Source organism: Paenibacillus glycanilyticus NBRC 16618, from assembly GCF_004000805.1.
GTDB lineage: Bacteria > Bacillota > Bacilli > Paenibacillales > Paenibacillaceae > Pristimantibacillus > Pristimantibacillus glycanilyticus.
The window spans coordinates 16928-43365 of the sequence record NZ_BILY01000015.1 but is presented as its reverse complement, the minus strand read 5'-3'; the positions used below and the strand labels follow the sequence as shown (position 1 = coordinate 43365).

The 26438-nt window shown below is 50.9% G+C and carries 24 protein-coding genes and 1 riboswitch; of the genes, 13 read left to right on the top strand and 11 right to left on the bottom strand.

Annotated elements, in window-relative coordinates:
- Positions 1-36: 36 nt before the first annotated feature.
- From PGL01S_RS14010 to PGL01S_RS13990, 5 genes are all read left to right on the top strand, one after another.
- Positions 37-1365 (top strand): ABC transporter substrate-binding protein, encoded by a 1329-nt coding sequence (locus PGL01S_RS14010; protein WP_127495232.1) that lies wholly within the window; start codon positions 37-39, stop codon positions 1363-1365.
- A 138-nt stretch (positions 1366-1503) separates the two neighbouring features.
- The gene (locus tag PGL01S_RS14005; RefSeq protein WP_127495231.1) at positions 1504-2397 is read left to right on the top strand and encodes a carbohydrate ABC transporter permease; all 894 of its coding nucleotides are present in this window, start codon (positions 1504-1506) and stop codon (positions 2395-2397) included.
- Positions 2398-2401: 4 nt separating this feature from the next.
- Positions 2402-3238 (top strand): carbohydrate ABC transporter permease, encoded by an 837-nt coding sequence (locus PGL01S_RS14000; RefSeq protein WP_127495230.1) that lies wholly within the window; start codon positions 2402-2404, stop codon positions 3236-3238.
- A 165-nt stretch (positions 3239-3403) separates the two neighbouring features.
- Positions 3404-3763 carry a BlaI/MecI/CopY family transcriptional regulator gene (locus PGL01S_RS13995; protein WP_127495309.1) on the top strand — a complete coding sequence of 120 codons (360 nt, stop codon included), beginning with the start codon at positions 3404-3406 and terminating at the stop codon, positions 3761-3763.
- On the top strand, positions 3760-5214 hold the full coding sequence (locus tag PGL01S_RS13990; RefSeq protein WP_127495229.1) for a M56 family metallopeptidase: 1455 nt from the start codon (positions 3760-3762) through the stop codon (positions 5212-5214). The genes PGL01S_RS13995 and PGL01S_RS13990 overlap by 4 nt, the downstream gene beginning before the upstream one ends.
- Before the next feature lie 14 nt (positions 5215-5228).
- On the opposite strand, the gene kduD is transcribed toward PGL01S_RS13990, so the two are convergent.
- The 3 genes from kduD to kduI are packed head-to-tail and all read right to left on the bottom strand — an operon-like array spanning position 5229 to position 7584.
- Positions 5229-5978, bottom strand: coding sequence for a 2-dehydro-3-deoxy-D-gluconate 5-dehydrogenase KduD (kduD, locus tag PGL01S_RS13985; protein WP_127495228.1), 750 nt, complete (start codon positions 5976-5978; stop codon positions 5229-5231).
- A 3-nt stretch (positions 5979-5981) separates the two neighbouring features.
- On the bottom strand, positions 5982-6749 hold the full coding sequence (locus PGL01S_RS13980; protein ID WP_127495227.1) for a DeoR/GlpR family DNA-binding transcription regulator: 768 nt from the start codon (positions 6747-6749) through the stop codon (positions 5982-5984).
- Position 6750: 1 nt separating this feature from the next.
- Positions 6751-7584 (bottom strand): 5-dehydro-4-deoxy-D-glucuronate isomerase, encoded by an 834-nt coding sequence (gene kduI / locus PGL01S_RS13975; protein ID WP_127495226.1) that lies wholly within the window; start codon positions 7582-7584, stop codon positions 6751-6753.
- A 198-nt stretch (positions 7585-7782) separates the two neighbouring features.
- On the opposite strand from kduI, the gene PGL01S_RS13970 reads away from it, so the two are divergent.
- Positions 7783-8364: a GNAT family N-acetyltransferase gene (locus PGL01S_RS13970; RefSeq protein WP_127495225.1), complete on the top strand. Its 582-nt coding sequence runs from the start codon at positions 7783-7785 to the stop codon at positions 8362-8364.
- Between the two features lie 167 nt (positions 8365-8531).
- Here PGL01S_RS13970 and PGL01S_RS13965 read toward each other — a convergent pair whose 3' ends face one another.
- Positions 8532-10100: an FMN-binding glutamate synthase family protein gene (locus PGL01S_RS13965; RefSeq protein ID WP_127495224.1), complete on the bottom strand. Its 1569-nt coding sequence runs from the start codon at positions 10098-10100 to the stop codon at positions 8532-8534.
- A 369-nt stretch (positions 10101-10469) separates the two neighbouring features.
- Between PGL01S_RS13965 and gmd the strand changes: the two genes are divergently transcribed.
- On the top strand, positions 10470-11585 hold the full coding sequence (gmd, locus tag PGL01S_RS13960) for a GDP-mannose 4,6-dehydratase (protein ID WP_127495308.1): 1116 nt from the start codon (positions 10470-10472) through the stop codon (positions 11583-11585).
- Between the two features lie 132 nt (positions 11586-11717).
- On the opposite strand, the gene PGL01S_RS13955 is transcribed toward gmd, so the two are convergent.
- Together PGL01S_RS13955 and PGL01S_RS13950 are read right to left on the bottom strand one after the other, a co-directional pair.
- Positions 11718-12836, bottom strand: coding sequence for a DegT/DnrJ/EryC1/StrS family aminotransferase (locus PGL01S_RS13955; protein ID WP_127495223.1), 1119 nt, complete (start codon positions 12834-12836; stop codon positions 11718-11720).
- A gap of 32 nt (positions 12837-12868) precedes the next feature.
- Positions 12869-13516 (bottom strand): acetyltransferase, encoded by a 648-nt coding sequence (locus PGL01S_RS13950; protein ID WP_127495222.1) that lies wholly within the window; start codon positions 13514-13516, stop codon positions 12869-12871.
- Between the two features lie 188 nt (positions 13517-13704).
- Here PGL01S_RS13950 and PGL01S_RS13945 point away from each other — a divergent pair, with 188 nt between their 5' ends.
- Positions 13705-15609, top strand: a complete 1905-nt coding sequence (locus PGL01S_RS13945; protein WP_127495221.1) for a DUF4214 domain-containing protein — start codon at positions 13705-13707, stop codon at positions 15607-15609.
- A gap of 3 nt (positions 15610-15612) precedes the next feature.
- Here PGL01S_RS13945 and PGL01S_RS13940 read toward each other — a convergent pair whose 3' ends face one another.
- From PGL01S_RS13940 to PGL01S_RS13930, 3 genes are read right to left on the bottom strand one after another with little or no spacing between them, the layout of a single operon-like run.
- The gene (locus PGL01S_RS13940; protein ID WP_127495220.1) at positions 15613-16785 is read right to left on the bottom strand and encodes a glycosyltransferase; all 1173 of its coding nucleotides are present in this window, start codon (positions 16783-16785) and stop codon (positions 15613-15615) included.
- Positions 16786-16815: 30 nt separating this feature from the next.
- Positions 16816-17910, bottom strand: a complete 1095-nt coding sequence (locus PGL01S_RS13935) for a glycosyltransferase family 61 protein (RefSeq protein WP_127495219.1) — start codon at positions 17908-17910, stop codon at positions 16816-16818.
- A gap of 5 nt (positions 17911-17915) precedes the next feature.
- Entirely contained in the window at positions 17916-18599 is a 684-nt protein-coding gene (locus tag PGL01S_RS13930) for a class I SAM-dependent methyltransferase (RefSeq protein WP_127495218.1), read from the bottom strand.
- Between the two features lie 233 nt (positions 18600-18832).
- On the opposite strand from PGL01S_RS13930, the gene PGL01S_RS13925 reads away from it, so the two are divergent.
- From PGL01S_RS13925 to PGL01S_RS13915, 3 genes are read left to right on the top strand one after another with little or no spacing between them, the layout of a single operon-like run.
- Positions 18833-19975, top strand: a complete 1143-nt coding sequence (locus PGL01S_RS13925; RefSeq protein ID WP_244935591.1) for a glycosyltransferase family 2 protein — start codon at positions 18833-18835, stop codon at positions 19973-19975.
- Positions 19944-20720 carry a glycosyltransferase family 2 protein gene (locus PGL01S_RS13920; protein WP_127495216.1) on the top strand — a complete coding sequence of 259 codons (777 nt, stop codon included), beginning with the start codon at positions 19944-19946 and terminating at the stop codon, positions 20718-20720. The genes PGL01S_RS13925 and PGL01S_RS13920 overlap by 32 nt, the downstream gene beginning before the upstream one ends.
- A complete protein-coding gene (locus PGL01S_RS13915; RefSeq protein ID WP_127495215.1) occupies positions 20689-21705 on the top strand; it encodes a GT-D fold domain-containing protein in 1017 nt (338 codons plus the stop codon). The genes PGL01S_RS13920 and PGL01S_RS13915 overlap by 32 nt, the downstream gene beginning before the upstream one ends.
- A gap of 55 nt (positions 21706-21760) precedes the next feature.
- On the opposite strand, the gene PGL01S_RS13910 is transcribed toward PGL01S_RS13915, so the two are convergent.
- Positions 21761-22339, bottom strand: a complete 579-nt coding sequence (locus tag PGL01S_RS13910) for a hypothetical protein (protein ID WP_127495214.1) — start codon at positions 22337-22339, stop codon at positions 21761-21763.
- A 320-nt stretch (positions 22340-22659) separates the two neighbouring features.
- Between PGL01S_RS13910 and PGL01S_RS13905 the strand changes: the two genes are divergently transcribed.
- Positions 22660-23712: a mannose-1-phosphate guanylyltransferase gene (locus PGL01S_RS13905; protein WP_127495213.1), complete on the top strand. Its 1053-nt coding sequence runs from the start codon at positions 22660-22662 to the stop codon at positions 23710-23712.
- A complete protein-coding gene (locus tag PGL01S_RS13900; protein WP_127495212.1) occupies positions 23709-24662 on the top strand; it encodes a GDP-mannose 4,6-dehydratase in 954 nt (317 codons plus the stop codon). Before PGL01S_RS13905 ends, PGL01S_RS13900 begins: the two co-directional genes overlap by 4 nt.
- 57 nt (positions 24663-24719) lie before the next feature.
- On the opposite strand, the gene PGL01S_RS13895 is transcribed toward PGL01S_RS13900, so the two are convergent.
- The gene (locus PGL01S_RS13895; protein ID WP_244935589.1) at positions 24720-26033 is read right to left on the bottom strand and encodes a glycosyltransferase family 4 protein; all 1314 of its coding nucleotides are present in this window, start codon (positions 26031-26033) and stop codon (positions 24720-24722) included.
- A 199-nt stretch (positions 26034-26232) separates the two neighbouring features.
- Positions 26233-26346, top strand: a riboswitch (TPP riboswitch).
- Positions 26347-26438: the final 92 nt, after the last annotated feature.

Below are 26438 nucleotides of genomic sequence, written 5' to 3'. Positions count from 1 at the left end.
AACACTTACATAGTTTAAGGAAGGGGCGCTAGAAACATGGGAAAGAAGCTATCAGCAGCAATCGCACTCATCTTGGCTACGACTCTTACGGCATGCGGCGGGGGCAACAATAACAACGCAAATCAAGCCTCCAACGCGAATGCAAGCACTTCCGCTAATGCAGGCAAAACGGACGCAGGGAAAAACATTACTCTCCGTATTGCCTGGTGGGGCTCGCAGCCTCGTCACGATTACACGCTTGAAGTTATCAAAATGTATGAGACCGCTCATCCAAACGTGAAGATCGAGTCCGAATACGCCAACTTTGACGACTATTGGAAAAAGCTTGCTCCCGAGGCCGCTGCCAGCGAGCTGCCGGACATTGTGCAAATGGATATTTCCTACCTGTCGCAATATGGTTCGAAAGGACAGCTCGCCGATCTTACGCCTTACCTGAACAAGCAGATTGACACCACCGATATTTCGGAGAACGCGCTCTCCGGCGGTAAGCTGGGCGACAAGCTTTATGGCTTTAACCTTGGCGTGAACACCGTAAACTTCCAATACGATCCAGCCCTTCTGAAGAAGCTGGGCGTAGACAAGCCGGCGGATGACTGGACTTGGGATGATTACTTCGCACTCGCCTCGAAAGCGAAGGAAGCGGGTCTCTACTTCGATAACGGCTTCCGTCCGGAAGTATTCTTCGGCTACTACCTGCGTACGAAAGGCCAGCATCTCTATAATGCGGAAGGCAATGCGCTTGGTTATGAGGACGACCAGCTGTTCGTTGACTTCTTCAAACCGCTGGCTCAGCTTGTGAAGGACGGAGACACGCCTCCGCCGGACGTAAAAGCGCAGATTAAAGGTCTGGAAGATGACCTGATGGTAAAAGGCCAGCAAGTAGGGATCTGGCAATGGACGAACCAGTTCGTAGGCATTCAACAAGTGGCGAACCGTCCGCTGGAAATGGCAAATATGCCAAATCCCGACCGTGTGAAAGGTCTCTATCTGAAGCCAAGCATGTACTTCTCGATTGCTCAGAATTCCAAGCAAAAAGAAGCGGCTGCCGACTTTATCAACTTCTTCGTCAATGATATTGAAGCTAACAAGCTGATCAAAGGCGACCGTGGCGTACCCGTAAACAGCAAAGTTATCGAAGCAATCAAACCAACGCTTGAACCAGCTCAACAGCAAGTATTCGATTATGTGGCATGGGCGCAAGATAACAGCTCGCAAATGGATCCGCCGGATCCGATTGGCGCAGCAGAGATTATTACCTTGTTCAGCTCGCTTGCGGAGCAAATGGACTTCCAGCAAATTACGCCGGAAGATGCCGCTAAGCAATTCCGCGAGGAAGCCAATGCGATATTAGCCAAGAACAAATAAGAATGACAGGCAGGATGGCTGGCCGCAAACGGCCAGCCATCCTTTATAAAAGGCTTATATTCACCGCGAAACGTGTGCTGCTCCTCCTGGGCGCCAGCCGTTTCACCGGTAGCGAATCTTGTGCAGGAGTTGGTCCGAATGAAAGCGATCTTTAAGAGAGATTTGACGGGTTACGCGTTTATCAGCCCCTTTGTTGTCGGCTTTCTTGTATTTACCTTTGTTCCGATTTTGGCATCCCTCTATTTGTCGTTTACCGATTATGATCTGTTTACAACACCTTCTTGGGTTGGTTTTGACAATTACCATGATCTCTTCACGAGTGACAAGAAATTCTGGAAATCGTTAAAGGTCACGTTCCTGTACGTATTTATCGGAGTTCCTCTTCGTTTGTTTTTCGCCCTTATGGTTGCCATGCTGCTTAATACCGCTTCGAGAGCGGTCGGCGTGTATCGGACCTTGTTTTACCTTCCATCCATTATCGGCGGCAGCGTAGCCGTATCCATCATGTGGCGCAACCTGTACGGCGATAAAGGGATTATTAACGGATTGCTTCAATTTGTCGGCCTGGATGCGGTCAGATGGTTTGCCGATCCGATGGCAGCGCTGTGGATGCTCATAACCTTGTCGGCATGGCAGTTCGGATCTTCGATGCTGATCTTCCTGGCAGGCTTAAAGAACATACCGGTCAGCTTATACGAAGCCGCAAGCGTAGACGGCGCAAACGGATTTAACCGATTCTTTAAAATAACGGTGCCCATGCTGACACCGATCATATTGTTTAATGCCATAATGCAAACAATCGGAGCTTTCATGACGTTTGTTCCGGCTTACATTATTTCCAAAGGCACGGGCGGTCCGCTGGACGGCACCTTGCTCTATTCGCTGTATCTGTTCCGCCAAGGCTTCCAATTCTTCGATATGGGTACCGCATCGGCAATGGCTTGGATCATGTTGATTATCGTGTCTGTACTGACAGCCGTGTTGTTCCTGTCATCTAAATACTGGGTTCACTACGAGTCGAAGGAGGGGTAAGCACATGATCGCAAAAAAATGGAGATGGCCGATTTATCATATTGCTGCAGCCGGCGGCGCGATCTTGATGATCTATCCCGTGATCTGGCTCCTCATGAGCTCCTTCAAGAAAAGCGAAACGATCTTTACAACCGCAAACAGCCTGATTCCGGACAAATGGATTTGGACGAACTATTCGGACGGCTGGGCCGGCATAGGCGGCCATTCGTTTGGCACTTACATTACGAACACGCTTGTGCTTGTCGTGCTTGCCACAATCGGTGCGGTATTGTCCTCCGCGCTTGTAGCGTTTGGCTTCGGCCGGCTTAATTTCCGGGGCAAAAAATTCTGGTTTGCGATTATGATGGTTACGCTGATGCTTCCGCATGACGTAACGCTGGTTCCGCAATATATCCTGTTCTCCAAGCTTCATTGGCTGAACTCCATCAAGCCGATTGTTATCCCGGCATACTTCGGGGCACCGTTCTTTATCTTCTTGATGGTGCAGTTTATCCGAACCCTTCCGGGTGAACTCGACGAAGCGGCTACCATTGACGGCTGCGGCAAGTTCCGGTTGTTCTACCGCATCATTTTGCCGCTCATTATCCCGGCCATGGCAACCGCCGCAATCTTCTCGTTCTACTGGCGCTGGGAGGACCTGATTGGTCCGCTGCTTTACCTGAACAAGCCTTCGATGTACACCGTATCGATGGCCCTTAAGATGTATCTCGATGCCGAGACGCTTTCTAACTGGGGCGCCATGTTCGCCATGTCGATTGTAAGCTTGATTCCGGTATTCGCGATTTTCTTCTTCTTCCAGAAGCATATCGTTGAAGGGATCAGCACAAGCGGTCTGAAATAGAAAACAAGTAGTTAACCCGCAAAGCTAAGGCTTTGCGGGTTTATTTCGTTTTTCGCAGGTGGATAGTCAAACACAAGAGGTGCATTCTCTTGACAAAGGAGGTTTACTGCAATAAACTTCGTTTATAAGGTTTATTGAGATAAACCTAAAGTGGAGGCGATCGAACTGGAAGCCTATAAGTTATTTGATGCGGAATACAAATTTGCCTGTCTGATTTGGGACAATGAGCCGATTAATTCAACGGAGCTTGTGAAGCTGAGCAAATCAAAGCTGGGCTGGAGCAAATCGACGACCTATACCGTCCTGAGAAAGCTATGCGAGCGGGGCATTTTAAGGAATGAACAGGCCGTTGTGACGTCCCTTACCAAGAAAACCGAAGCACAGAAGTACGAAAGTCAGACGGTTGTCGAGAAAGCATTCGACGGCTCGTTGCCGCAATTTCTGACGGCGTTTCTTGGCGGAAAGAAGCTGTCGAGGAAGGAAGCGGAGGAGCTGAAGCGGATCATTGAGGAGTCGACGCAATGACGAATCTGTTTATTACGGTTGTTAATATGAGCATTACGGCGGGGTATGTGGCTATCGCTGTCATGCTTGCGAGATTATTGTTCAAACGGCTGCCTAAACGATTTTCCTACTTTCTATGGTCGGCTGTAGCGTTAAGACTGCTTGTTCCCGTTAGTTTTTCGGCAGGCTTCAGCTTGTTGCAAGCGGTACGTCCTCTTAACCATTCGCAAGCAGGAAGGTTCGAATATGTTCCGCATGATATCGGGATGCGGAAGAATCCGGTATTGGACATCGGCGTGGACAGTCTTCGCCAGCTTGTTCCTCTTCCGTCTGCCACGCCTTTAGCGAGCGTAAATCCGATGCAAATCATGGTGTGGCTAGGCAGCTTGATTTGGGTAACCGGTGTTGGCGTACTGCTGCTATACGGTATGATCCAGTATGCGAGGCTATGGTGTAAGCTGAGAACGGCAACGCTGGTACAGGATCGCATCTTTGAAACGGATCAGATTCGCACTCCATTTGTGTTTGGTTTTCTGAAGCCGAGAATTTATATCCCGACCGGTCTGTCCAAAGAAGAGCTGCCTTATATCGTTGCCCACGAGCAGGTTCATATCAAGAGGCGGGATTATTTGATTAAGCCTGCTGCCTATTTGCTGATGATTATCCATTGGTATAATCCTGTCCTATGGATTTCTTACAGGCTGATGAGCAAAGACATGGAGATGTCCTGTGATGAACGGGTGATGAAGCGGATGGGGAGCGAGGTGAAAAGAAGCTATGCCTCCACGCTGTTATCCATATCGATGAACAGCAGCAAATGGCAAATGGGCGGGCCGCTTGCTTTCGGAGAAAGCGATGTGAAGGCGAGAATTACGAACGTTCTTGCTTACCGTAAGCCATCCTCTTGGGTTATAGCGTTGTCGATGCTGGCTGCAGTGGTGCTTGTTACCGGATTTACCGCTAATCCGAAGCCGTTGCAGCAGTCGATGCAGCCGGCAGCCTTGGAAAAAGAAACGTATGCCGGTTACGATCTTGAAAAGCTTATGGAAAATAAAACCTTGTATGTCGGGAATCACATGAAGGTAGGCGGATTGATTGGGGCTATGCCTAAGCCGGTTGACCTGGAAGGGAAGGGGATTTCGCTTCAGACGAAGTCGCAGCCATACGGGGTTACCGTCAATTACGATGGAACGGATGATATGCAGGCGGAGAAAGAAATGGCCGCGAATAAAAACGTTTTTTACCGGAATGCCATTATGCTGCTTAGTCTGATCGATAATGTGGATTCGATCACATTTACGGTAAGCCATGCATATAGCGTGTCTATGACGAGGGGAGAAGCCGAGTTTCTGCTCGGCGGAGATGTCCGTCCATATGCGGTTGACCTTGACAACATGAAGAATCTGATCGATCAGCTGAATAAATATAATTGGGATCAAAAGAAAGAAGACGCTCAACGGTTATCCGTTTAAGCGTCTTTTTCTTTTTATCTTGCCATCCATCCGCCGTCTACGTTGAGAACATGACCGCTCAAGTAGTCGGATGCCGAAGAAGCGAGGAATACAACCGGACCTTTCAGATCATCCGGCGTACCCCAGCGGCCAGCAGGGATTCGCTCGGTAATCGAGTTCGTGCGGGCTTCATCCTTCAGAATCGGGGCCGTGTTGTTCGTTGTCATATAGCCTGGGGCGATAGCGTTTACTTGCACGCCGCGGCCAGCCCATTCATTCGCCAGCGCTTTTGTTACGCCGGCAACGGCGTGTTTGCTTGCCGTGTAACCGGGAACATTGATGCCGCCCTGATAGCTGAGCATGGAAGCGACGTTAATAATTTTGCCGCTGCCGCGCTCCAGCATGTGGCGTCCGGCGAGCTGGCTGAGGAAGAAGACCGAGTTCAGGTTCAGGTCGATGACATCATACCAGTCTTTTGCCGCGTGGTCGGCGGCTGGCGTACGGCGGATAATGCCAGCGTTGTTCACGAGAATATCCACCTTGCCGAAAAAGCCGCGGGCCTCATTAAAGACATCTTCCAGAATATCGGCGTTGCTAAGGTCGGCGGAGATTTCTTCCGCTTGTCCGCCAAGCTCGCGGATTGCGGCAACAGTCGCATTGCTGTTCGAGGAAGAGATGGCAACGACGGATGCGCCCGCTTCCGCAAGACCAAGCGCCATCGCTTGGCCAAGACCGCCGGATGTACCGGTTACAACTGCTGTTTTGCCTGTCAGGTCAAATAACATCGATTAATTCATCCTTTCGTAAATCGCAAGATTCGCACCGGCCTGCCGGTATTGCCCAGCCGTGTCCGATGAGATCCCCGAGTCGGTCAGAATCGTGTTTATCTCATGAAAGTCCGCAAAGGTAAACAATGCGCCTTGGCCAAATTTATGGTGATCAACGACCACATACGAGGTTTGCGCCGTATCGAGAAGGGCTCTCTTGAATGCCGTCAGGTCGCCTGTATAAATTGTGAAGCCAAATTCCGCATGAACGCCCGTAGCGGACAAAAAGGCTTTTTTAATATTGAGCTTCCGGATGTAAGCCTCGGCTTCCGCGCCTGCAAGCATATTGCGGACGCGGTAACCGCCGGGCACGACCAGCTGAATTTCATCCTTGCGGGACAGCTCGGCAATGATGTGTACATCGTTGGTCACGACGGTTATAGGTTGATTCCGCAGCCTCTTGGCGATTTCTAGCGTTGTGCTGCCGCCGTCCAGCGCGATAATGTCGCCGGGATCAATAAAAGTAAGCGCCAGCTCCGCAATCTCCGTCTTCTCGGAGGCATGCCGCACTAGCGGCTCTTGCTGCGACAAAATGCCAAGCTGGTCGCTTTGGGCAAGGACTGCTCCCCCGTGTATGCGAAGGAGCAGTCCTTTTTCCTCAAGCCTGGCCAGATCCTCGCGAATCGTCTTTCCCGTCACGTTCAGCCGTTCGCTTAAATCCTGAACGGTAACTTCGCGGCTCGCCAGAAGGGCTTCCATAATTAATTCATGTCTGCGAATCGCATTCATGTTATTTCAAATCTTGAGGTGCAACCGCGTCCATATCTTCGAAGATTTGGTTCTCGCCAGCCATACCCCAGATGAACGTATAAGCGCTTGTGCCTACGCCGCTGTGGATCGACCAGCTAGGCGACAGGATCGCTTGCTCGTTGCGCACGACCAGATGGCGCGTTTCTTGAGGCTCGCCCATGAAGTGGAAAACATTTCCGTCTGCTTGCATATCGAAGTACAGGTATACTTCGGAGCGGCGGTTGTGCGTATGGCAAGGCATTGTGTTCCAGTTGCTGCCCGGCTTCAGCATCGTGAGGCCCATAACCAGCTGGCAGCTTTGGATACCGCCAGTGTGGATGTAACGGTAGATCGTACGCTCGTTGTTCGTGTTAAGAGCTCCGAGATGGTTAGGGGAAGCTTCGCTGATCGATGCTTTCACCGTCGGGTAGTTCTTGTGGGCAGGCGTCGAATTCAGGTAGAACTTGGCCGGATTAGCCGAATCCGAGCTTGTGAACACAACCTCTGCAGCGCCAAGGCCGATGTAGAGGCAGTCTTTGTTTTCCATATCGTAAGCGGTGCCGTCAACGGTAACCGTACCGCGGCCGCCTACGTTAATGATGCCGATCTCGCGGCGTTCGAGGAAGGTTGCCGCACCCATGGTTTTAGTGTCGGCTTCGAGCTTAACGGATTGGTTAACCGGTACCGCGCCGCCAATAATAAAGCGGTCAACGTGCGAGTAAGTAAGGGTCAGCTGGTCTTGAACGAAAAGAGTCTCGAGCAGGAACTCTTGACGAAGTCGCGTTGTATCGAATGCTTTTACCTCTTGCGGATGCGATGCGTAACGGATTTCCATGTTGAAATGACCTCCAATGGTTAAATGAATTTGTTTAAATAAGTTTATTTAAGTTCGTATAAGTTCATTTTAAGGTGGGCCATGTGGAATTGCAACCCTAAATTTGAACGGGAAAGTTTATTTTTAATGAAAGAGGATACTGTGGCGGAGCTGGAAGCTTGCTATAGTGAGGGAAGCAGCGAAATGGGGGAGATAGGTATGAGTCAAATCCGAATTGATTGTCCGGCCGTTTATTTACGGGAGTACGCGATAGATGATCTGGAAAGCTTGCATGCCTTGACCTGGCAGCCTGAAATTTATGAGTTTCTGCCGGGTTGGAACGTGTCCAGGGAGCAGAGGGAAGAATGGTTTGTTCATTATGAACGGGAAGAGAACGCAAGGTTCCTTAAGGCCGTGTCGGGGGGCGGAGAGGTTGGCGACCTGAGATTAAGGCTGGGGATGATAGAAAAATCGAGCGGCGAATTTATTGGCTGGTGTTGTACGGGCTTGAAAGAAGAGCTGCCCGTCCCGGAGCGGGAGATCATGTACGCGATTTCGAATCAGCACCGGAATAAAGGCTATACGACGCAAGCGGTGAAAGGGATGGTGGAGTACTTGTTTCAGCATACGAAAATCGACAGTTTAGTCGCGCTGGCCCATATTCGCAATATCGCCTCTATGAGGGTGATTGAGAAGAGCGGATTTATATTTAAGAAGAAGATTAAAATCGAGGATGAGAGCTATCGGTATTACACCAGAAGTAAATCGAGTCCTGTCGAAGATGAGCGACTTCGTATATAAAGAAACGCCTCATGATACTGTACTATTTCCAACGTAGAGCGCTCTGCTATCTATTGCGGGGGGAGTTTTGCTAAAAAAAGCTGCAAGGGAACAAAAACGAAAAATAGCGTTGCAGGGATAGCTCTCTGCAACGCTATTTTTATAAGGATTCGAACCGTTTATCTATGTTATACCGTTTCCGGATACGGATACAAATCAACGACGCGGTCCGTGTGGCCGTTGTCGGTCATAAACACGACATGCTCCCGGCGGAACTCGCGCGGACTGTTCAGACCGCAAGCGGCAGCCAGGGAGAAGAGGCCTTCCCGCATCTGGAGGATATAGTTCATGACGCGCCACTGCTTCTCTTCTGGAGCGAGCGCTTCCTGGTACTTATCGTCCGTTGTTGTGACGCCTGCCGGGCATTTGCCGGTATGGCACTGCAGTGCCATGATACAGCCGTTCGCCATCATAAAGCCGCGGGCCGAATTGACGGCATCCGCGCCGAGCGCTAGAGCAATGGCAACTTTATCCGGAGTAATAAGCTTGCCGGAGGCGAAAATTTTGAACCGGTCCCGAATGCCGAATTTGCGGGCCGTGTCGTCCAGAATCAGCAGGCCGGCGAACAACGGAAGCCCCATGCCGTCTGCCATTGCTTTGAAGGTAGCGCCCGAGCCGCCTTCGGAGCCGTCAACCGTAATAAAATCCGGATAAATATTCATATCGATCATAGCTTGGAAAAACGGCTCGAGACGCTGCGGATCGCCAACGACGATTTTTACGCCAATCGGCTTGCCGCCTTCCCGCTGCAGCGTTTGGATGAATTCCAGCGCCTCCTCGGGTCTTGTCAGAAACTCGAAACGGTTAGGAGAATTGACGGTTTTACCGACGGGAACAAGGCGAGCGGCAGCAACCTTCTCGTTTACCTTGGAGCCTTCCAGATGTCCGCCGCGAATCTTGGCGCCTTGATGGAATTTCAGCTCAAAGGCTTTAATGTTGGAATGGCTGGCTTTGCGCTTGAAGGCTTCAATCAAGAATTTGCCCGTCTCGTCCCGGAAGCCGTATAAGCCGGGTCCAATCTGGGACACCACATCAACGCCGGTCGATAGATGGACATCGGCTACGCCGCCTTCTCCCGTGTTGATCCAAGAGCCTCCCGCCATATTGGCGCCACTGCCCGTCGACTGAATGTAGTTCTCGCCAACTGCGCCAAAGGAGGTAGCGGAGGCACCGAACAAACCCTTGAGCTTCCATGGCTGATCTCTGTTTTCGCCTACGATTAGCGCATCGTCGTCATGAAGGAGCCAAGGCCTGACTTGTTCGGAGATAAACTTTTCCTGGCGCGTGAAGACGCCTTCGTCCGTTATGACATACTTTTTGCCCGGCAGCATCGTATCGTTATCGATCTTAAGTTCGCTGGTAAGCTTCGGAAACATGGCGTTGGACAAATAAAAGCCGGGCTTCTCATAGTCCCGGCGGCCGCCGAAGGAGATCAGGTCCGTCCGGTACTTGGCGGCGTACACGACGCCAACAAAGTCGGCTCTCGAGAACGGTTTGCCCTCCGTATCGTTATCGAACCAGTATTGCCGGAATTCGGGACCAAGCTTTTCAAGCAGGTAGCGGAGCCAGCCAAGGAACGGATGCGAACGGATAATCGAATGTTTGGGTTTCTTCGATAAGGCGTACATGTAGCTGAAGAAGATAATTGGAGGCAGCGCGATAATGGCCACCAAAATAAGCAGAATGGAAAGCAGCATAAATTGTAAACCCTCCTGGCTCGAGAAATAACGTCATAACGTTCATTATATCACAGCCGAAAAGGGGATGCTTTCCAGGGACATACAACCCGTACGAAAATTAACCGCCGTACAATCTCAGCGAATGTCCCGCCCGCATATAATGAAGTGTATACGATGCTAAAGGGGACGATGCTATGAACAGGCGGACAGCTTTGCTAATATCCCTCATTTTGTATGTGGTTCTCGCAATAGTATTGATCTTAAGCGCAGTATTTCATTTTGGCTGAAAATAGTTCTTTGTCCGATGCCGAGGCAGTTTGTCCTGTCATACCATATGGAAGATAGCAGGAGACCGACCTGCTCAATATGACGATGACGGAGGGAACCATGAATAAGGTCGCCTTCATTACAGGGATTACCGGGCAGGACGGGATGTATCTGGCTGAGCTTCTGCTTGCCAAAGGATACGTCGTGCATGGACTTAGACGCAGGAGCTCGCTTGCCAATACCGGGCGGATCGACCGCCTCGCGGACGAAGCGAATAAAATCGGGAAGAAGCTGGTGCTTCATTACGGAGATTTAACGGATTCAACGAACTTGGTTCGCTTGGTCCAGCAGGTTCAGCCGGACGAGATTTATAATTTGGCCGCAATGAGCCATGTTCATGTCAGCTTTGATTCGCCGGAGTATACGGCTAACGCGGACGGCATCGGAACTTTGCGGCTGCTTGAAGCGGTCCGGATTCTGGGGATGACGGAGAAGACCAGGATCTATCAGGCTTCCACCTCCGAGCTTTACGGATTGGTGCAGGCGGTGCCCCAAAGCGAAACGACGCCGTTTTACCCAAGAAGTCCTTACGCGGTAGCGAAGCTGTACGGCTATTGGATTACGGTGAACTACCGGGAAGCGTACAATATGTATGCCTGCAACGGGATTTTGTTCAACCATGAAAGCCCCGTTCGCGGAGAAACCTTCGTAACCCGGAAAATAACCCGTGCGGTAGCGAGGATCGCTTACGGGCTGCAGGACGTGCTGGCTCTCGGCAACCTGTCGGCTAAACGCGATTGGGGCCATGCGCGCGACTATGTCGATGCAATGTACCGGATTCTTCAGCAGGATACGGCTGAGGATTACGTCATTGCCACGGGCGAAACGACGGAGGTCAGAGAGTTTGTCCGCCTTGCTTTTGCGGAAGCGGGCATCGAGGTTGCCTTCGACGGAGAAGGGGCGGAGGAATACGGCTACGTGGTATCCTGCAGCAATCCGGAATACCAGATTCCGCAAGGCACGACCGTAGTCAAAGTAGATCCCCGGTTCTACCGGCCGTCCGAGGTAGAGCTTCTGATCGGGGATTCGACTAAAGCGCGGACCAAGCTGAACTGGCAGCCGGTAAGCAGTCTGAAGGATCTGGTCGGGGAGATGGTCGCTGGCGATCTGGAGGAAGCGCGGCGGGTTGTCGATCTGCGCAAGCTCGGTTACGGCGTAAGCCTGGATATGGAATAAGCAATTACGGAAAAGGCTGTCTCGCAAGAGGCAGCTTTTTTGCTATTCCTTTCGGCCCCATCCCTTCCATAACAAAGCCCATCTACAATCCCCGGGGATAAATAGATGGGCTTTCTTCATTCTATATACGCGTTACACGCCGCGAACACGCGCTTTGATCCGGTCGCAAATATGCTGAATATCCTGCTCGGTTAGTCCGCCGTAAGTAGGGACGTTAAAGCCTTGCGCGGTAATGCGGTTTGCAACAGGGAATTGTTCATGATGCTGCAAGCCTTGATAAGGCGGAAGTACATGCATCGGGTAAAAGAAAGGCCGCGTCTCGATGCCGTCATCCTTGAGCTGCGCCATAATTTCATTTCTTCGGGCCTCATCTGCATCGTTAAGAACTACGCTGAACATCCAATATACGTTTTTCGCCCAGGTCATTTCGACAGGCAGCGTAAGGGAAGGCTCATCTTTGAGATTCTCGTAGTAAAGACCGGCAACTCTCTTCCTCTCGCCGATATGCCAATCCACATTCTCGAGCTGGGCACAGCCGACGGCAGCCTGCAGATTGGTCAAGCGGTAATTGTAACCGACTATCGGGAACCAGTATTTGCGCACCGGATCGATGCCTTGGCCGCGGAGCGTACGCATCTTGTTCGCCAGCTGTTCATCGTCGGTCGTAATCATGCCGCCCTCGCCGGTTGTAATGATTTTGTTGCCGAAGAGGCTAAAGGTTGCGATATCGCCAAGCGACCCCGTTCGTTTCCCTTTATACTCCGCGCCTAGCGCTTCCGCGGCATCCTCGAGTACAAATAAACCATGCTTTTTGGCAATGCTGCTGACGGCGTCCATATCGGCCGGGTGGCCGTAGAGATGCACCGGAATAATGCCTTTGGTGCGAGGGGTGATCAGGCTTTCGATCTTCTCGGGATCCAGGTTCCATGTCTCGGGCTCGCAATCGACGAAGACGGGAGTTGCCCCGCAGTATACAACCGCGTTTGCGGTAGCGATAAAGGTGACGGTCGGAACGATGACCTCATCGCCCGGTCCAACGCCAAAAGCCAGCAGCGCCAGGTGTAGGGCGGTAGTGCCGTTGCTGCAGGAAATCGCATATTTGGTGCCGCAATACGCGGCGAAATTAGTCTCGAAATCGTTAATATATTTTCCGGCAGAAGAGATCCAGGTTGAGTCGATGCAATCCATGACATATTTCTTTTCGTTTCCGTTAAATACGGGTACGGCAACCGGATAAAATTTGTTGTCCATCAATTATGCCTCCCTCCGAGTTACCTTCATTCTTAAGCTAAAGTCCGTTTGACAACGGCAGGTACGCCAACAGCCAGCGAATGCGAAGGAATTGGCCGGATGACGGCCGCTCCGGCTCCAATCATGCAGCCCTCGCCGATTTGCATGCCGTCGATGACCGAAGTACCGGTACCGAGGAAAGATTCGTCGCCAACTGTGACGTTGCCGGACAAATGGCAGCCCGGCGCAATATGGCAGGCCATGCCGATGTTCCCGTCGTGGTCAACGGTAGCTCCGGTATTAATGATGCTATATGAGCCGATTCGGGTGTCCGGCTGAATGACGCATCCCGGCATTACCGCTACTCCCGCGCCGAGAGTAACGCCGGAAGCCAAATAAGCGCGCGGACTGATGGCATTTACCAGCTCGAATCCGAGACTTTCCGCATGCTTCGCAAGGGCATGCCGCCTTGCGTTGTTGCCGATGGCCACAAAGGCATGGCGGATTCCTTGCTTATGCAATCCCGGCAGCAGCTCGTCACCGCCAAGCACGGTTAGGCCAAGAATGGTTGCCGATGGATCCGGGCCGATGCAGCCGATCAGCTCGACATGCGGATCGTGCCGCAAAATATCCGCGATCACTTTGGCGTGACCTCCGGCGCCAATAATTACGGTTTTATTAGGCAAGGCATGATGAAACAAAACGATCGACTCCTTTACGCATATCCCATCATATTCAAGCGGCCATAAAATGCTTCAATTCCGGCTAGACAGGCGTCTATTTCGGCAAATATGGTCGAAATCCCCAGAGGGCTAGGGCGTGAGCCGTTTCTTTTTCGGGCCGTGACAATACTCTATCTACAGACGAATAGTGATGGGAGGCCAGACCAATGAAGCGAAAAAAGAAACGCAGGTCGGTCAGACGCAGCTTGCGCAGCCGAACAGCACGAAGCAAACGGCGGAAAAACGGAAAGCCGAAGAGACTTTCGAGAAGAAAAGGCAGGAAACGTCTGCGCGGCAAAAAAACGGGCAGAAGAAAGAAGAAAGCCGTACCGCATGCAGCCGTTCCCGACGGAGCTTCCATATCGGCGGAGGATGCAGCCCGATTAAGGTCCAATAATGCGAGAGTGCGGGCAAGTCTGGTGGAGGGAAGCCGGATCATCGATTACCTTCATTTTGTATTCAAGCTGGATAATGAGGACTTTATTTGGGAGATCTACCGGCAATTTCTGCAGCGAGAGCCGGATGCGGCCGGATTCTACGAATTTAAAGGCAGGCTGGAAGCCGGCGCGATGACAAGAGCCTCAGTGGCGGCGTCTATCATGCAAAGCGGCGAAGCCGAGCAGGTATTTACGAGAAAACAGTCCGGAGACCACAACACTTCGGCCTTTAATTTGCAAGGCTTATTCCCAGCCCATACCTTGGACTTTATCCATGGAATCTATGCTGAGCTATTAGGCCGCGAGCCGGAAGACGCACATGTCGCAAACGAAGTTATGGCCATCCACCAAGGAGTTTCCAGGCAAGGCTTGCTGGCAAGGGTGCTCATGTCGGAAGAAGCGCAGAATCTGTTGCGTGCCGTAAATCCGCCTGCCCCTAAAGTGAAAGCCGCGTTAAACGCCAGGGCCGCGGCAAACCAGAATATCGGTCTGTTCCTATGCTTCGGCGCCCAAATCGCAATGGACGGCGAAGGGATCGGACGTTTCTTCGTCCGCCTTACCGAAGGTCTATTAGGGCTGCCAAACGGATTTAATCTTCATATCGCAACAACGGAAGCCAATGTGAATGAGACGGAAACCATCTTTGCTCCCCTCAAGGCCTTGTATCCAAGCCGTTTGCACTTTTACCACTCCGACAGCATGGCGACAATCAACCGGATCGTGCCTGCTGATGTCTGGATCGTCCCTTACGTTGGCATGGGGCTGGCCCAATACCTGCACCGACCGTATATCGTTTGTCTGCATGATTTGGTTTATCTGCATTTCCCGGATCTGTATTCGAAGGATATCGATCATTTTCAATACATTCATTCTTTGGCGGAAAAAATTACGAGGAATGCCGCGATTGTCGTTTTTGATTCCGATTATATCCGCAATCATGAAGGGCTGACGTATTTGAATCTTCCGGTTCATCAGACGGAAGTGGTCCGATTCGCTGCGCCTCATGAGGAATACTCATCCTTTGGCATCAAGACCGAGATAGAATTCCGCGTCAAATACAATCTGTTTGGTCCTTACCTGACCTTCCCGTCCGTCATCCGCTTGCACAAAAACCACGAGCGGCTTATTGACGCGTTCCACCGATTCCGGCTTACCGATCTGGGAAGGGCATCCGGATTAAAGCTCGTATTTACGGATGATCTCAATAACCGTCCGAGACAGCAGGAAATTACGGAAGCGCTGAACGCGATTGCCGATCCCGTTATTCGGTCATCGGTCATCTTTATGGGCCGTATCCCGTCAGCCGATTTGCCGTCGCTTTACAAATATGCGGAAGGGGTCGTTGTGCCAACCTTGTTCGAAGGCAGCTGTCCATTCCCGATCGTCGAGTCGTTGCTGATGGATACCCCGGTTGCCTTCGGCCGGCTGTCGATTGTCCAGGAGGTTATTCCGGATATGAGCAGCTTTGCGACATTTGATCCTTACAATCCTGATGAAATGGCGGAGTCCATCGGCAAGCTGTATGTGCAAGGGAAGTCGGTTGTTCCCGCGCAGAAGGAAGCGGCAAGCGGCCTTCTGCACAGGAGCTGGGCGAATGTGGCTTTGGATTATGCGGCAATCATTGGCCGGATCTGATTATTAATAGAGAATCTTGCCGTAATAACGCCAGAAGGTAATCCGGAACACTTCAATATATTGCTTGGCAATATCGTCCCAGGTTTGCGTGGCGTCATGGACGCCTTGCAAAGCCGATAATTTATAAGTTTCATAGTCGTCAAACAAATCATCCAGCGCTTTGGCGATGGAATCCGGGTTATGCGGGTCAAACCAGGCAATCTTGGCGCTATGTCTGGACAGATGCTCCCGCATAACCGGTATATCCGAACATAACACCGGAGTGCCAAGCCGCAAGGCTTCTTCAACCGGATAGCTGCCGCCGCCTTCCGACAGACTTGGCATAATAAGTGCTTTAGCGTTTTTGATCAAGGCGGGAATATCATGGTCGCCTACAAATCCAAGCGGGTAGACTTGCCGGTCGAGCAGAAGACCGGTCCTCTTCATGGTGGATACAAGCGTTGGAATCCAGTTCACTTCGGACGTGCTGTCCGGGAACGGAATGCGTAATTTATCGGTCAAATACCCGGTTAAGACTAACGGGTATTTTCTTTTGTACCGCGATTTGGCAAAGCCCATAAGCAGATTGTTATGGTTTTTGTGCGGAGAAGTATTGGATGGATAAATAATATAGTCGGACGGAATTCGGGCGCCTAGCTCCGGTGACACCTTGCGGTTATAGACATTTGCGATTGGAGTAATTGCATGCGGAATGACAAATGCCTGCTCCGAACGGTTGCCGAAATGGGCGACAAGTCTGTTCTTGACATGTTGGGAGGATACGACTACCGAAGACGTGTGATCGATCCATTTTTTGGATAATCTCCAATGAAAGGACAACTCGTCGCCTTTCATGAACGGCGGCACGAAATCAAAGATGGTGGTGTCATGGAAGGTGCAGACCGTAGGACGGTCAATGGCTTGAAACTGCTCGGTATGCGGCCAGAAGAAATAAACCACGTTCATATTCGCTAGCAGGTGGCTGCTCTGGGGATGGTTGATCGGATAATCGTTAAAGCAGATTTCAATATTCCCCGTTTTTTGAAGCTCCGCGTAATTTCGCAGCTGCGAATTTGGTGCGACGACTAGTCTGACCCGCTCTACTCCCGGCTGGCGGGCAATGGCAGCAGTCAGATTAAACAAGAGGCGCATCCCTCCGCCGATCGAGAACTGATTAGACCATATCAGGATATTCATGCTTTATCCTCCTGTAATTTAAGAAATCGTTCAAGCATTCACAATACCGTTAAGCCGCAAGTAAATATCCAGCTTTCCGATATCGACAATGATGTTGTCCGCACCTACATGCGCCTGGGGTTCAACCTTGCATAACAGCTCGTAATAATCAAGCCCGGCATGACAGCATAGCTTCCAGAAATAATTGTCGACAAAGGATACGGGGGCCAGTTCAATCAGCGATGCCCCGGGGTCGCAAAAGGCAACGTTAATGCTGCCGCTACCGAAAGGCGCCACAATGACTTTGGCCGAAGCAAAAACTTCGATTTTTTCCTCCGTCGTCATCGGCGTGAGCACAATCTTCTTAAACCCCTTTGTCTGCAGGTAGCGAAGCACCTCGTCTTCGTTGACCACGTGGCGGGCCTCCGCGTCCTCACGCGTGATATAAATCCGCTCGTAGCCTTTGCGTTTGCGGATTTTACGCTTGTTCTTCATTTGATCCGCGATATAATGCGAAGCCCAAGGCGGACATTTTCCGATCATGAGCGGTACGGCGGGCACAACCAAAGTCTTAGCCTTCAGATGGAAGTCCGTTTGATCGACCTGAATAATTTTGTTAAAGGGAATGCCAAGCAGCTTTAATGACTCGTATTGAAAAGGGAAGGTCAGTTTGGGCAATACGTATTTATCGATCGTTATCCCGCTCTTCTCCAGCAGATGAATGCGGGGCAAAATGTCAAAGAACCAGTGTCCGAATACCGTGTGCGTGCCGCGGCTCTTTGGTTTTGGGAAGTTCCAGCCCCAGAACAAGGAGGCGACGGTTCCGGCATAATAGTCAGGCTCTTCAAGAACCATTTTTTCATAGCCGGTATCGTACAGCTCCAGATCGCCAAGCCGCTTGTTATCCGGCGTAATCACGTACATGTGGCTTGTCATAAGCCTTCCATCTGGAATGCTGACAACAAAAGCTTCTTCATAGTGGCAGGTTGAGATCCAGCGGTGCGGATCAATGCTTCTTGGGGAAGGCAACCGTACCGTTTCGGCTGGATAAATCACTTTATATCGTTCTTTGGCTTCGCTTGCGGAAAGGGTTTTCGCCCAATCCTTCGCTTTCTTGTAGGTGTCTTTCGGAATGGTGTATTTCATGGTCTCTACCCTCTGGCATAACGGAGGATGAGCTTCTGCTGCTGGGCAAGAACATCCTGAAATTTGTCCGGCACGCCTTTCGGAAAGAGCACACCAAGGCCGTTGGAATGTTGGAACTGCATGTGGGGATGAATGGCGCTAAGCTGATCCCACAAAATATGAACGCCAAAATTCATGATTTTGACTGCTGTGTCATGAAAGAGGACGATACCGTTTGGCGCCAGCTTCGGCAGCCAGCTCGCATAATCATGGAGCACCGAATGATAAGCATGATAGCCGTCGATATGAAGGATGTCGATCGTTTTATCAGAAAACTTAGCAAGCGCTTCGTCAAAAGTGGTTCGCACAAGACTGCCGACATTCGGATACTCCCTGTTTTTGACCGATTGAACCGCTTGATAAATGCCATCGTTGATTTGCCCGTACATCCCTGTATGAGGATCGCCCTGCCAAGTGTCCACGGCATAGCAGGCGGTATCGAGAGCGGCATCCTTAATGGCCTGGCAGAAGCTGAAAAATGAAGTTCCGTATAAGGTGCCAAGCTCAACGATTACTTTCGGTTTGGCGAAACGAACAAGATCGTATGCAAAGCGGCGGTGTCCGGACCAAGCTCCTTCCGTCATCATTCCCGCCGGTATTTCCGGTGCATGGTCGGCTGCGTATTCTGGCCTATAAAACTTCCAATCCATAAGTCAACTCCCCATCTATCGTTATAGAAGCACAAGAATTGAAATATTTTATGTTCGTTTGCTATAAGAGGTCAGGGACAAACGTGCAGGCGATATACACATTTATGAAGCGCGGTGCCGTACATAAGCCGTTACGATTCTATTGTCCGCACATACAATGTCAGAGGCAGACGCTAGGAGGATTCTATTGGCATGCACATAGAAAGACATAATGAGAATAACGAGGTGTGAATATGAGAAGCCTCGCCAGGAAAAGAAAAACAGCGTATTCTACCAAACCGTTGACATCCCGGCCGAGACGGCGCCCGAATCCGGCCGGTACAAGGAAATCCAGGCCCCAGAAGACCAAGCGGGGGCTTGCGGATAAGGGGACCAGCAAGCAATTAACCATATTGGCTTGGAGACTCGGCAGAAGTGCTGCTCAAACGGCATTAATGGAGGAGGGGGCAGACCTTCAACAACATGTGCAGGGGCTGTGGCTCAAGGAAAGCGGATTAATTCGAAAAGCAACTGCCGCCGGCAAGTATATTCCGGTAATGAAAGCATTCGTTGAAGGGTATTTTTCTACTCGTTCATTTGACGAGACCCGCAATTGGGTACTGCTTCCGACCCATAAGAAAGTGGCAGCCGTTGTTATGGCCATGAATGAGGAGTTGTCCATTCAGTCAACCATTCAGGAGCTGGAGCGAATGCCCCTCCATGAGATCGTTGTTGTTGTGAACGGCTCGACGGACTCGAGCTTTATGATGGCAAGAACGAGCAGCAGAGCGATCATTCTCCACTATAACGAAGCCTTGGGTCACGATGTGGGAAGAGCAATCGGAGCGAAAATTACAACCTCCGACATCGTGATTTTTCTTGACGCGGATATCCCGGTAGCCGCTGAACAGCTGTTAAGCTTTGCAAGGGCAACTGATCGTGACATGGACGTCGCTTTGAACGATCTTTCCCGTTATGTAGGCATGTTCTCCGATTGGGACGAAGTTTCGATTATGAAATATTTTCTGAACCGTTCCAATCGCCGGGATGATTTGAATGTGAATTCCATGACGGCCGTTCCGCATGCCTTAAGCCGAAGAGCGATTGACGTGATCGGTTTCGCCAACCTGGCGGTTCCTCCGAAAGCGCAGGCCATTGCTTTGCAAAGGGGCTTGCGAATCGGGATCGGCGGCAGCATCAATGTATTTAAAAGAAACAGGCACAGGAAGGATAATGTCGGCGCGAGCAATCCGATCTCTAAGCTGATTATGGGCGATCATTTGGAAGCGCTGGGTTGGGCGATGCGGGAGGAAAGCCCGCGCCTCAAATATACCGATCATTTGCGCAAAAGGGAGCGTGCGAAAGATGTTAACAAGCATCATCATTCCGACCTATAACGCGCTCTCCCATTTGCGGGAGGCCATCGGAACGATCCGTAAGCATACCAAAGAACCGTATGAGCTTATTGTTATTGACAACGGCTCAACCGACGGTACGCTGGATTATTTGAAGCAGCAGCGGATCATTGCCATTTCCTTGCCGGTGAACACGGGGTTTCCGGCAGCCTGCAACTGGGGTATGAGATTGGCCAGAGGCGACCGGCTGCTTCTGCTTAATAATGATGTTTTGGTCACGTCCGAATGGCTGGGCAGGATGCACAGCGTGCTGGATTCGGATCCTGCCATCGGGCTGGTTGGGCCGATGACAAACTATGCGAGCGGTAGGCAGCAAATCGCAATAACTGGCCGTTATGACGAATTCGCCGAGCGTCTGAAAATCGATGAGAACGGGCAATGCGAGTTCGTGAACCGGATCATCGGTTTTTGCATGTTGTTCTCCCGCAGCCTGATGCAGACAATAGGTCAACTCGATGAACGGTTCTCGCCCGGTCATTACGAGGATGACGACTACTGTTACCGGGCTTATCGCGCTGGGTACCGCGTTGCCGTCGCAAAGGATGCTTTTGTCTATCATCATGGAAGTGCTTCCTTCGGCCGTTATGACGGAGAAGCTCTTGAGGAGCTGGTTGACCGAAACCGGCGGCTGTTTATGAATAAATGGGGAATAGACCCTCTTGAATTACACGATGAGAACGGCAAGGGGGAACATCATGCGAATTCGGACGCCTCGCAAAAAAGGTAAGCCGCGGAAACGGAAGAAGCAAATCGGCAGGAAACGACGTTTAACCCATGCTTCGCCCAAAATCATCATGAACCCGGCAGAGCTAGGAGAAGCAGTGCCGGAAGCGGCTCATGAAGCGGAAACGGAAGGAACCAGGGCAGAGACTGGGCAGCTTGCCGGTTTTATGGAGGGCTACGCAAAAGGATATCAAGAGGGAAAATATGCAGGCGGGGAAGAAATCATAGATCAACTATTGCCGCCGAATATCATTTTTCCGGACCTGTCTCTCCAGCAAATCATAGCAACGGGAGTAAGCATGCATATGGAGCAAGCCATTCCTCTTATGCTTCCGGAACAGGTCAGAGATGCGATTCTTCATGCCATGGAGGAGAAGCGGCCGTTATCGGTTGTAAGGCTCGGAGACGGAGAGCTGCTTACCATGGCTCAAGAAATCGTTATGCCGGTTGATCAAGTAAGGCGGGAAGGCAAATTTTTGGAATATGCGGGAGTGAAGGTGCCGGATCTGGATATTCGCAACCGCTTGGTCGAAGCGGTTAACGGGGCCGATATTGTTGGCATACCGAGAACCAGAATGCCGAATTATCAGCTGCTTGTATCGCCGGTTTTTCAAGCCTTTGGCTTATCGCTCCGGGAGAAGCAATGGACGGATTCCCTTATTAATTACAGCTTATGCACGGCGGGCTGCCTTCTCCCGATTCTGCAGAACAGGCGTATTCTCCTTATAGGCAATATGGCCGAACAGCTATCCGCCGTTCTTGACCATCGCGGCTTATTCGTTGCAGGCATCGTGACGCCGGTTAACGGTGCCCGGGATGCCGCCAGAGTAGTGGCATTGGCTAAACAGTACGAGTTTGACATTGCACTGGTCTCCGCGGGAATCGCTGCCGTATTGATTACCGAAGAGCTTGCCCGCTTAACCGGCAAGGTAGCGATCGATTTCGGCCATCTAGCCAATGCGCTCATCAAGGGAGAAGCGCCACTCTAAGCGCATATGTAGAGGAACAGCCTTTTCGTGAAGGGAAAAGGCTGTTTGGGTTTGGTTAGACGCCGACCGAAGCTGTAAGCGAGGAGTATTGAACCGAAGCAGTAGCACCTGTGATTGCTACAGAGATCGAGTTAACGGCTACTTCGAGCGTATATTCGTGTGCGCCGACAGTGAGCGTGTCGTAGAAAGTGATTGGAATCACTACTTCAAGATCCAGTACTGCAGCAAGTGCTATCGTTGCGAAAGTTGTGCTTGTAACCGAAGCTACTACAACGCCGTCGCGGAGCAGATCCACGGTAATCGTTGGGTTCAGCAATACGCCAAGGATTGTACCGGAAATCGCTACGTCAACAACCCCGTCGATTTTTACTTTATTGGCTGCAGCCGAAGTAACTGTAACAGGAACGGCAAGAATTTCAACAGGTGGAATAACTGTTCCGATGATTCCGATTGCGCCAAGCGGGAAGACCCCTCCGTTAGCACCGTAAACCGCAGCACCTGGACCAGCAGGGCCAGTAAGACCCGTAGGGCCAGTAGGGCCAGTAGGACCTGTAGGACCCGTAGGGCCAGTAGGGCCTGTAGGGCCAGTAGCTCCAGTCAGACCGGTCAGACCTGTCAAACCTGTTTCTCCCATATCTAATCCTCTCCTTTCAATTGATATACCGTATCATATGTTGCGAGATTCATAGAGAAGACGGTATTTGCCGTGAACGATTGTCTATTTTTAATAGATTAAGTCAAAGCATGGTCGTTTATGCTTGAAAGCGATAGTTGGGCGGAGTCATCTGCCTGATTTCCGTCCCTATTGGCTATTCGTCCATTAGGATTACTCTATTAAAGCATAAGTTGAAGATATGTAATTTATCAATCCGGCACCGGTTAAGGAAGGAGCTCCGGCTTGACTAGAAGAGAGGTTTTAATAGTAGAAGAGTTACCGTTTCGAGGTGAAAGTCAATGATCGCTGTTATTATGGCAGGAGGTAAGGGGACGCGTTTTTGGCCAAGAAGCACGGTTGCCAAGCCGAAGCAGTTTCTGACGTTGGCTTCGGAAGAGGCAACGATGCTGCAGCAAACCTACGCGCGATTCCGTTCCTGTCTGCCCGAAGAAAATGTGTATGTCGCCGTAAGCGAAAACTATTTGCCGATCGTGAAGGAACAGCTTCCCGAGCTGGGAGACAATCGTATCATTATAGAACCCGATCAGAGAGACACCGCACCTTGCATCGCATTGACGGCCAGTTATTTCCTGAAGCAGGAGCTGGACGACGTGCTCGTAACGGCACCTTCCGATCAATACATTCCGGATACGGACGAATTGATGGATGCTCTTCGCGCGGCGGAACAGGCGGCCAAGACGGATGGCGTTGTCGTCACGCTTGGCATAGTCCCCACAAGAGCCGAAACGGGTTACGGTTATATTGAGACGATAGAAACCGAAGAGCATGCGGATAAGTTTGGGGAACGCATCAAAGAGGTCAAAGCTTTTATCGAGAAGCCAACCAAGGAAAAAGCCGAGAAGCTGATAGAGCTTCCGAATATGTATTGGAATAGCGGTATATTTATATGGAAGCCGTCTACGATCGCCGGTTACATGATGAAGTATCAGCCGGGGATGTGGTCTATTTTTGACCAAAAGGATGAAGAGTTCAGGCAGTCGTATGCCCGTTTGCAGAAGCTTTCTATCGATTATGCCCTGGTAGAAAAGCTGGAGCGTCTCTATACGATCCCTATCGAATTTATTTGGGACGATGTTGGAACCTGGACCTCGCTTGAGAGAATATTTAATACGGATGGCGACGGAAACTTGCTGCTGGGGCAAATCTTCCCGTTTGCGACGCGCAACACGATTATTTATTCGGAACAGCAGCAGGTTGTTGCGATTGGTATTGAGGATTTGATTATTGTATCGACTGAAGAAGGCCTCCTTATCTGCCGGAAATCGGACGAACAAAATGTCAAGCATGCGATCGCCGCGCTTACTGCGGATCAAGAAGGCCGGCAGGGATGAAAGCACTGATTACAGGAATAACCGGTTTTGTAGGCAGTCATCTTGCCGAGCATCTGCTCGGCGAGGGGATTGAAGTGACAGGAACCATGAGGAGTCACAGTTCGCTGCGCCATATTCGCCATCTGCTGCCGGATATGTGCCTGTATGAGTGCGAGCTGATGGATGCTCAGGCGGTTGAGCGTATGATGGCGGACATTCGGCCGGACCTGATCTTTCATTTGGCGGCGCAAAGCTTTGTACCGCTGTCATGGGAATCGCCTGCCGAGACCATGACGAACAATATTGTAGGGCAGGTTCATCTGCTGGAAGCGGTAAGAAAGCTTGGGTTAGCCTCCAAAGTGCTGATTGCCTGCTCCAGCGAGGAATACGGGCATGTGGAAGAAGACGAGGTGCCGGTCAAGGAGACCAATCCGCTTCGACCTATAAGTCCGTACGCAGTCAGTAAAATCGCCCAGGACTACTTGGGCTACCAATATTTCAAAACCTATGGACAGCACATTATCAGAACGCGGACCTTTAATCATCATGGTCCCCGCAGAGGCGAACAATTCGTGAGTTCGAATTTCGCGAAGCAAATCGCGGAGATCGAGAAGGGCTTAAAGCCGCCGGTTCTGTATGTGGGGAATGTGGACGCCAAACGGGATTTCACGGATGTGCGCGATGTGGTTAGAGCTTACCGGATGGCGATGGACAATTGCGAGGCCGGTGAAATCTATAATATCGCATCCGGTCAATGCCATGAGATCCGCGAGGTGATTCGAATCCTCCTTAGCTATAGTACCGTCGATATTACGATAGAGGAAGACAAAACAAGACTTCGGCCATCCGATGTTAAGGTGCTTGTAGGGGATTATAGCAAGTTTTACGAGCAGACCGGATGGAAGCCGGAAATTCCGTTCGAGCAGACCATGAAGGATTTATTGAATTATTGGCGCAATGAGCTGGCTTAATAAGGCCTGACCCGGTAGGGGAGAGCAATCTCGCTATCGGGCAGGCCTTTCATTGTTTTAAATCTGACGCAGCTCTATTAACCGGTTCTTGATCCGTTGGCCAATCACGGCAGGAGAGAAATCGTTATGAATCGTCCTCATGCCGCTTACCGCAATGGATTCCCGCCAGCGAGCATCGGATAGGAGGCGCTGCATGTATTCCGCGGCATGACGGATATTAGGCTCTGCCCAGATCTGATGGCTCTTGTACGGCCCCCAGTCCTGCCCGATGTTAACGAGCTGGTAGGAAACCGGACAGGAATTTGAAGCATTCATAAACTCCGTGTTGCCGGACCAGTTCGTTGCTATGACCGGTTTGCCTAAATACATCGCTTCCGCGAGACCAAGACCAAATCCCTCGGCACGGTGAAGGGAAACATAGCTGTCCGTGCACTGCAGCAGGGCGTTTACTTCGTGCCTTGACAGCACTCTGTCAATTAAATGCATATTACTCCGTTCGGCAATCAGCTTCTTCAGCTCGGCAAGCTCATTTGGCCGGAAGTCCGCATTATTTACCTTAAGGACAAGTCCAACGCGCTGATCGTTTTTGTCAAACGCCAGCTTGAAGGCTTCAATTACCGCCCGGGGATTTTTGCGCAAGGTTGAGCTCTGGACGTCGTACATCATTAGAAACAGAAACCGGTTCTCCGGCAGCCCGAAGGAAGAGCGGTTAATATTCGGCGCGACTTGTACTTGGATGCAGTGAGGAATCGTAACAACGGGAACGGATGCCCGTTTGGAGACGGACTCGGCAACAAATTTGCTGCACACCCACACCTCGTTGACATGGCTGAAGCCTTCCACATGCTCTTCCGGAAACTCCGGCAGCTCCCAATGCCAATACCCGATGTTGTAACGGCTGTTGAACAATTCGTTTCCGAAATGCTCGCGGGCAGGACGCATAAAGTCGGCATTCATATGAAAAATATTGGTATTGTACCGGGCTTTATCCAGCAGCTTATGCGACCAGCTGTAATCCGACATTCTCGAGGCTACGGCAAGCGGGAAATTAAGGAGGCCAAACGGAATGGCCGCCGAATCAATCGCTTTTGCCGCTAGCCGCGAGGATTCCCCGATCCCCATCTCGGCATGAACAAAACCGATAATATTTACGCCTGGTTCCCGGGTTGAGCCGTCGGATTGAAGCGTTGCCTTCTCCGCGGCGGGCCGCCCGGCGCTGCGCTTATTGGAGAGCCGGCGTTGTTTTCGCTTTGCTTGACGCTTAGCGGTTCGTCTGCCGTATGATCGGGTACGGCCTCCTGATTTGCGTCTTCTAGACCTCGATGCGTTTGGCCGTTTCGGCTTCTTGCTTCTCTTGTGTCGTCTTTTCACCCCGGTTCAATCCTCTCGATATTAGCGGATATGCACTCGACTACATACTATTCATCCCGGTCACGCGGCTATAAGGACAACAACCCACCAAGCGTAAAAATCGGCTTATGTCTAACCTTGAACCTTGAATAGATGACTTATTTAAAAGGAAGCTGGCTTTTTCGGGTAGAAAGGGTATAATGAGGTTTATTGACGTAAGTGAATAGCACCGGGGAGCTGGTTGAGGCTAGCTGAGAGGGAATTCCGAAGAAAATTCCGACCCTTATACCTGATCTGGATAATGCCAGCGTAGGAATTTGTTATTTAGGTTGCCCGTTATATTAGGAAGCGGGCGGACCTGTAATAAAGCTGACGAAAAGTATGGCTCTCCGGAAATCGGAGGGCTTTTTTTATTTTCAGAAGGTA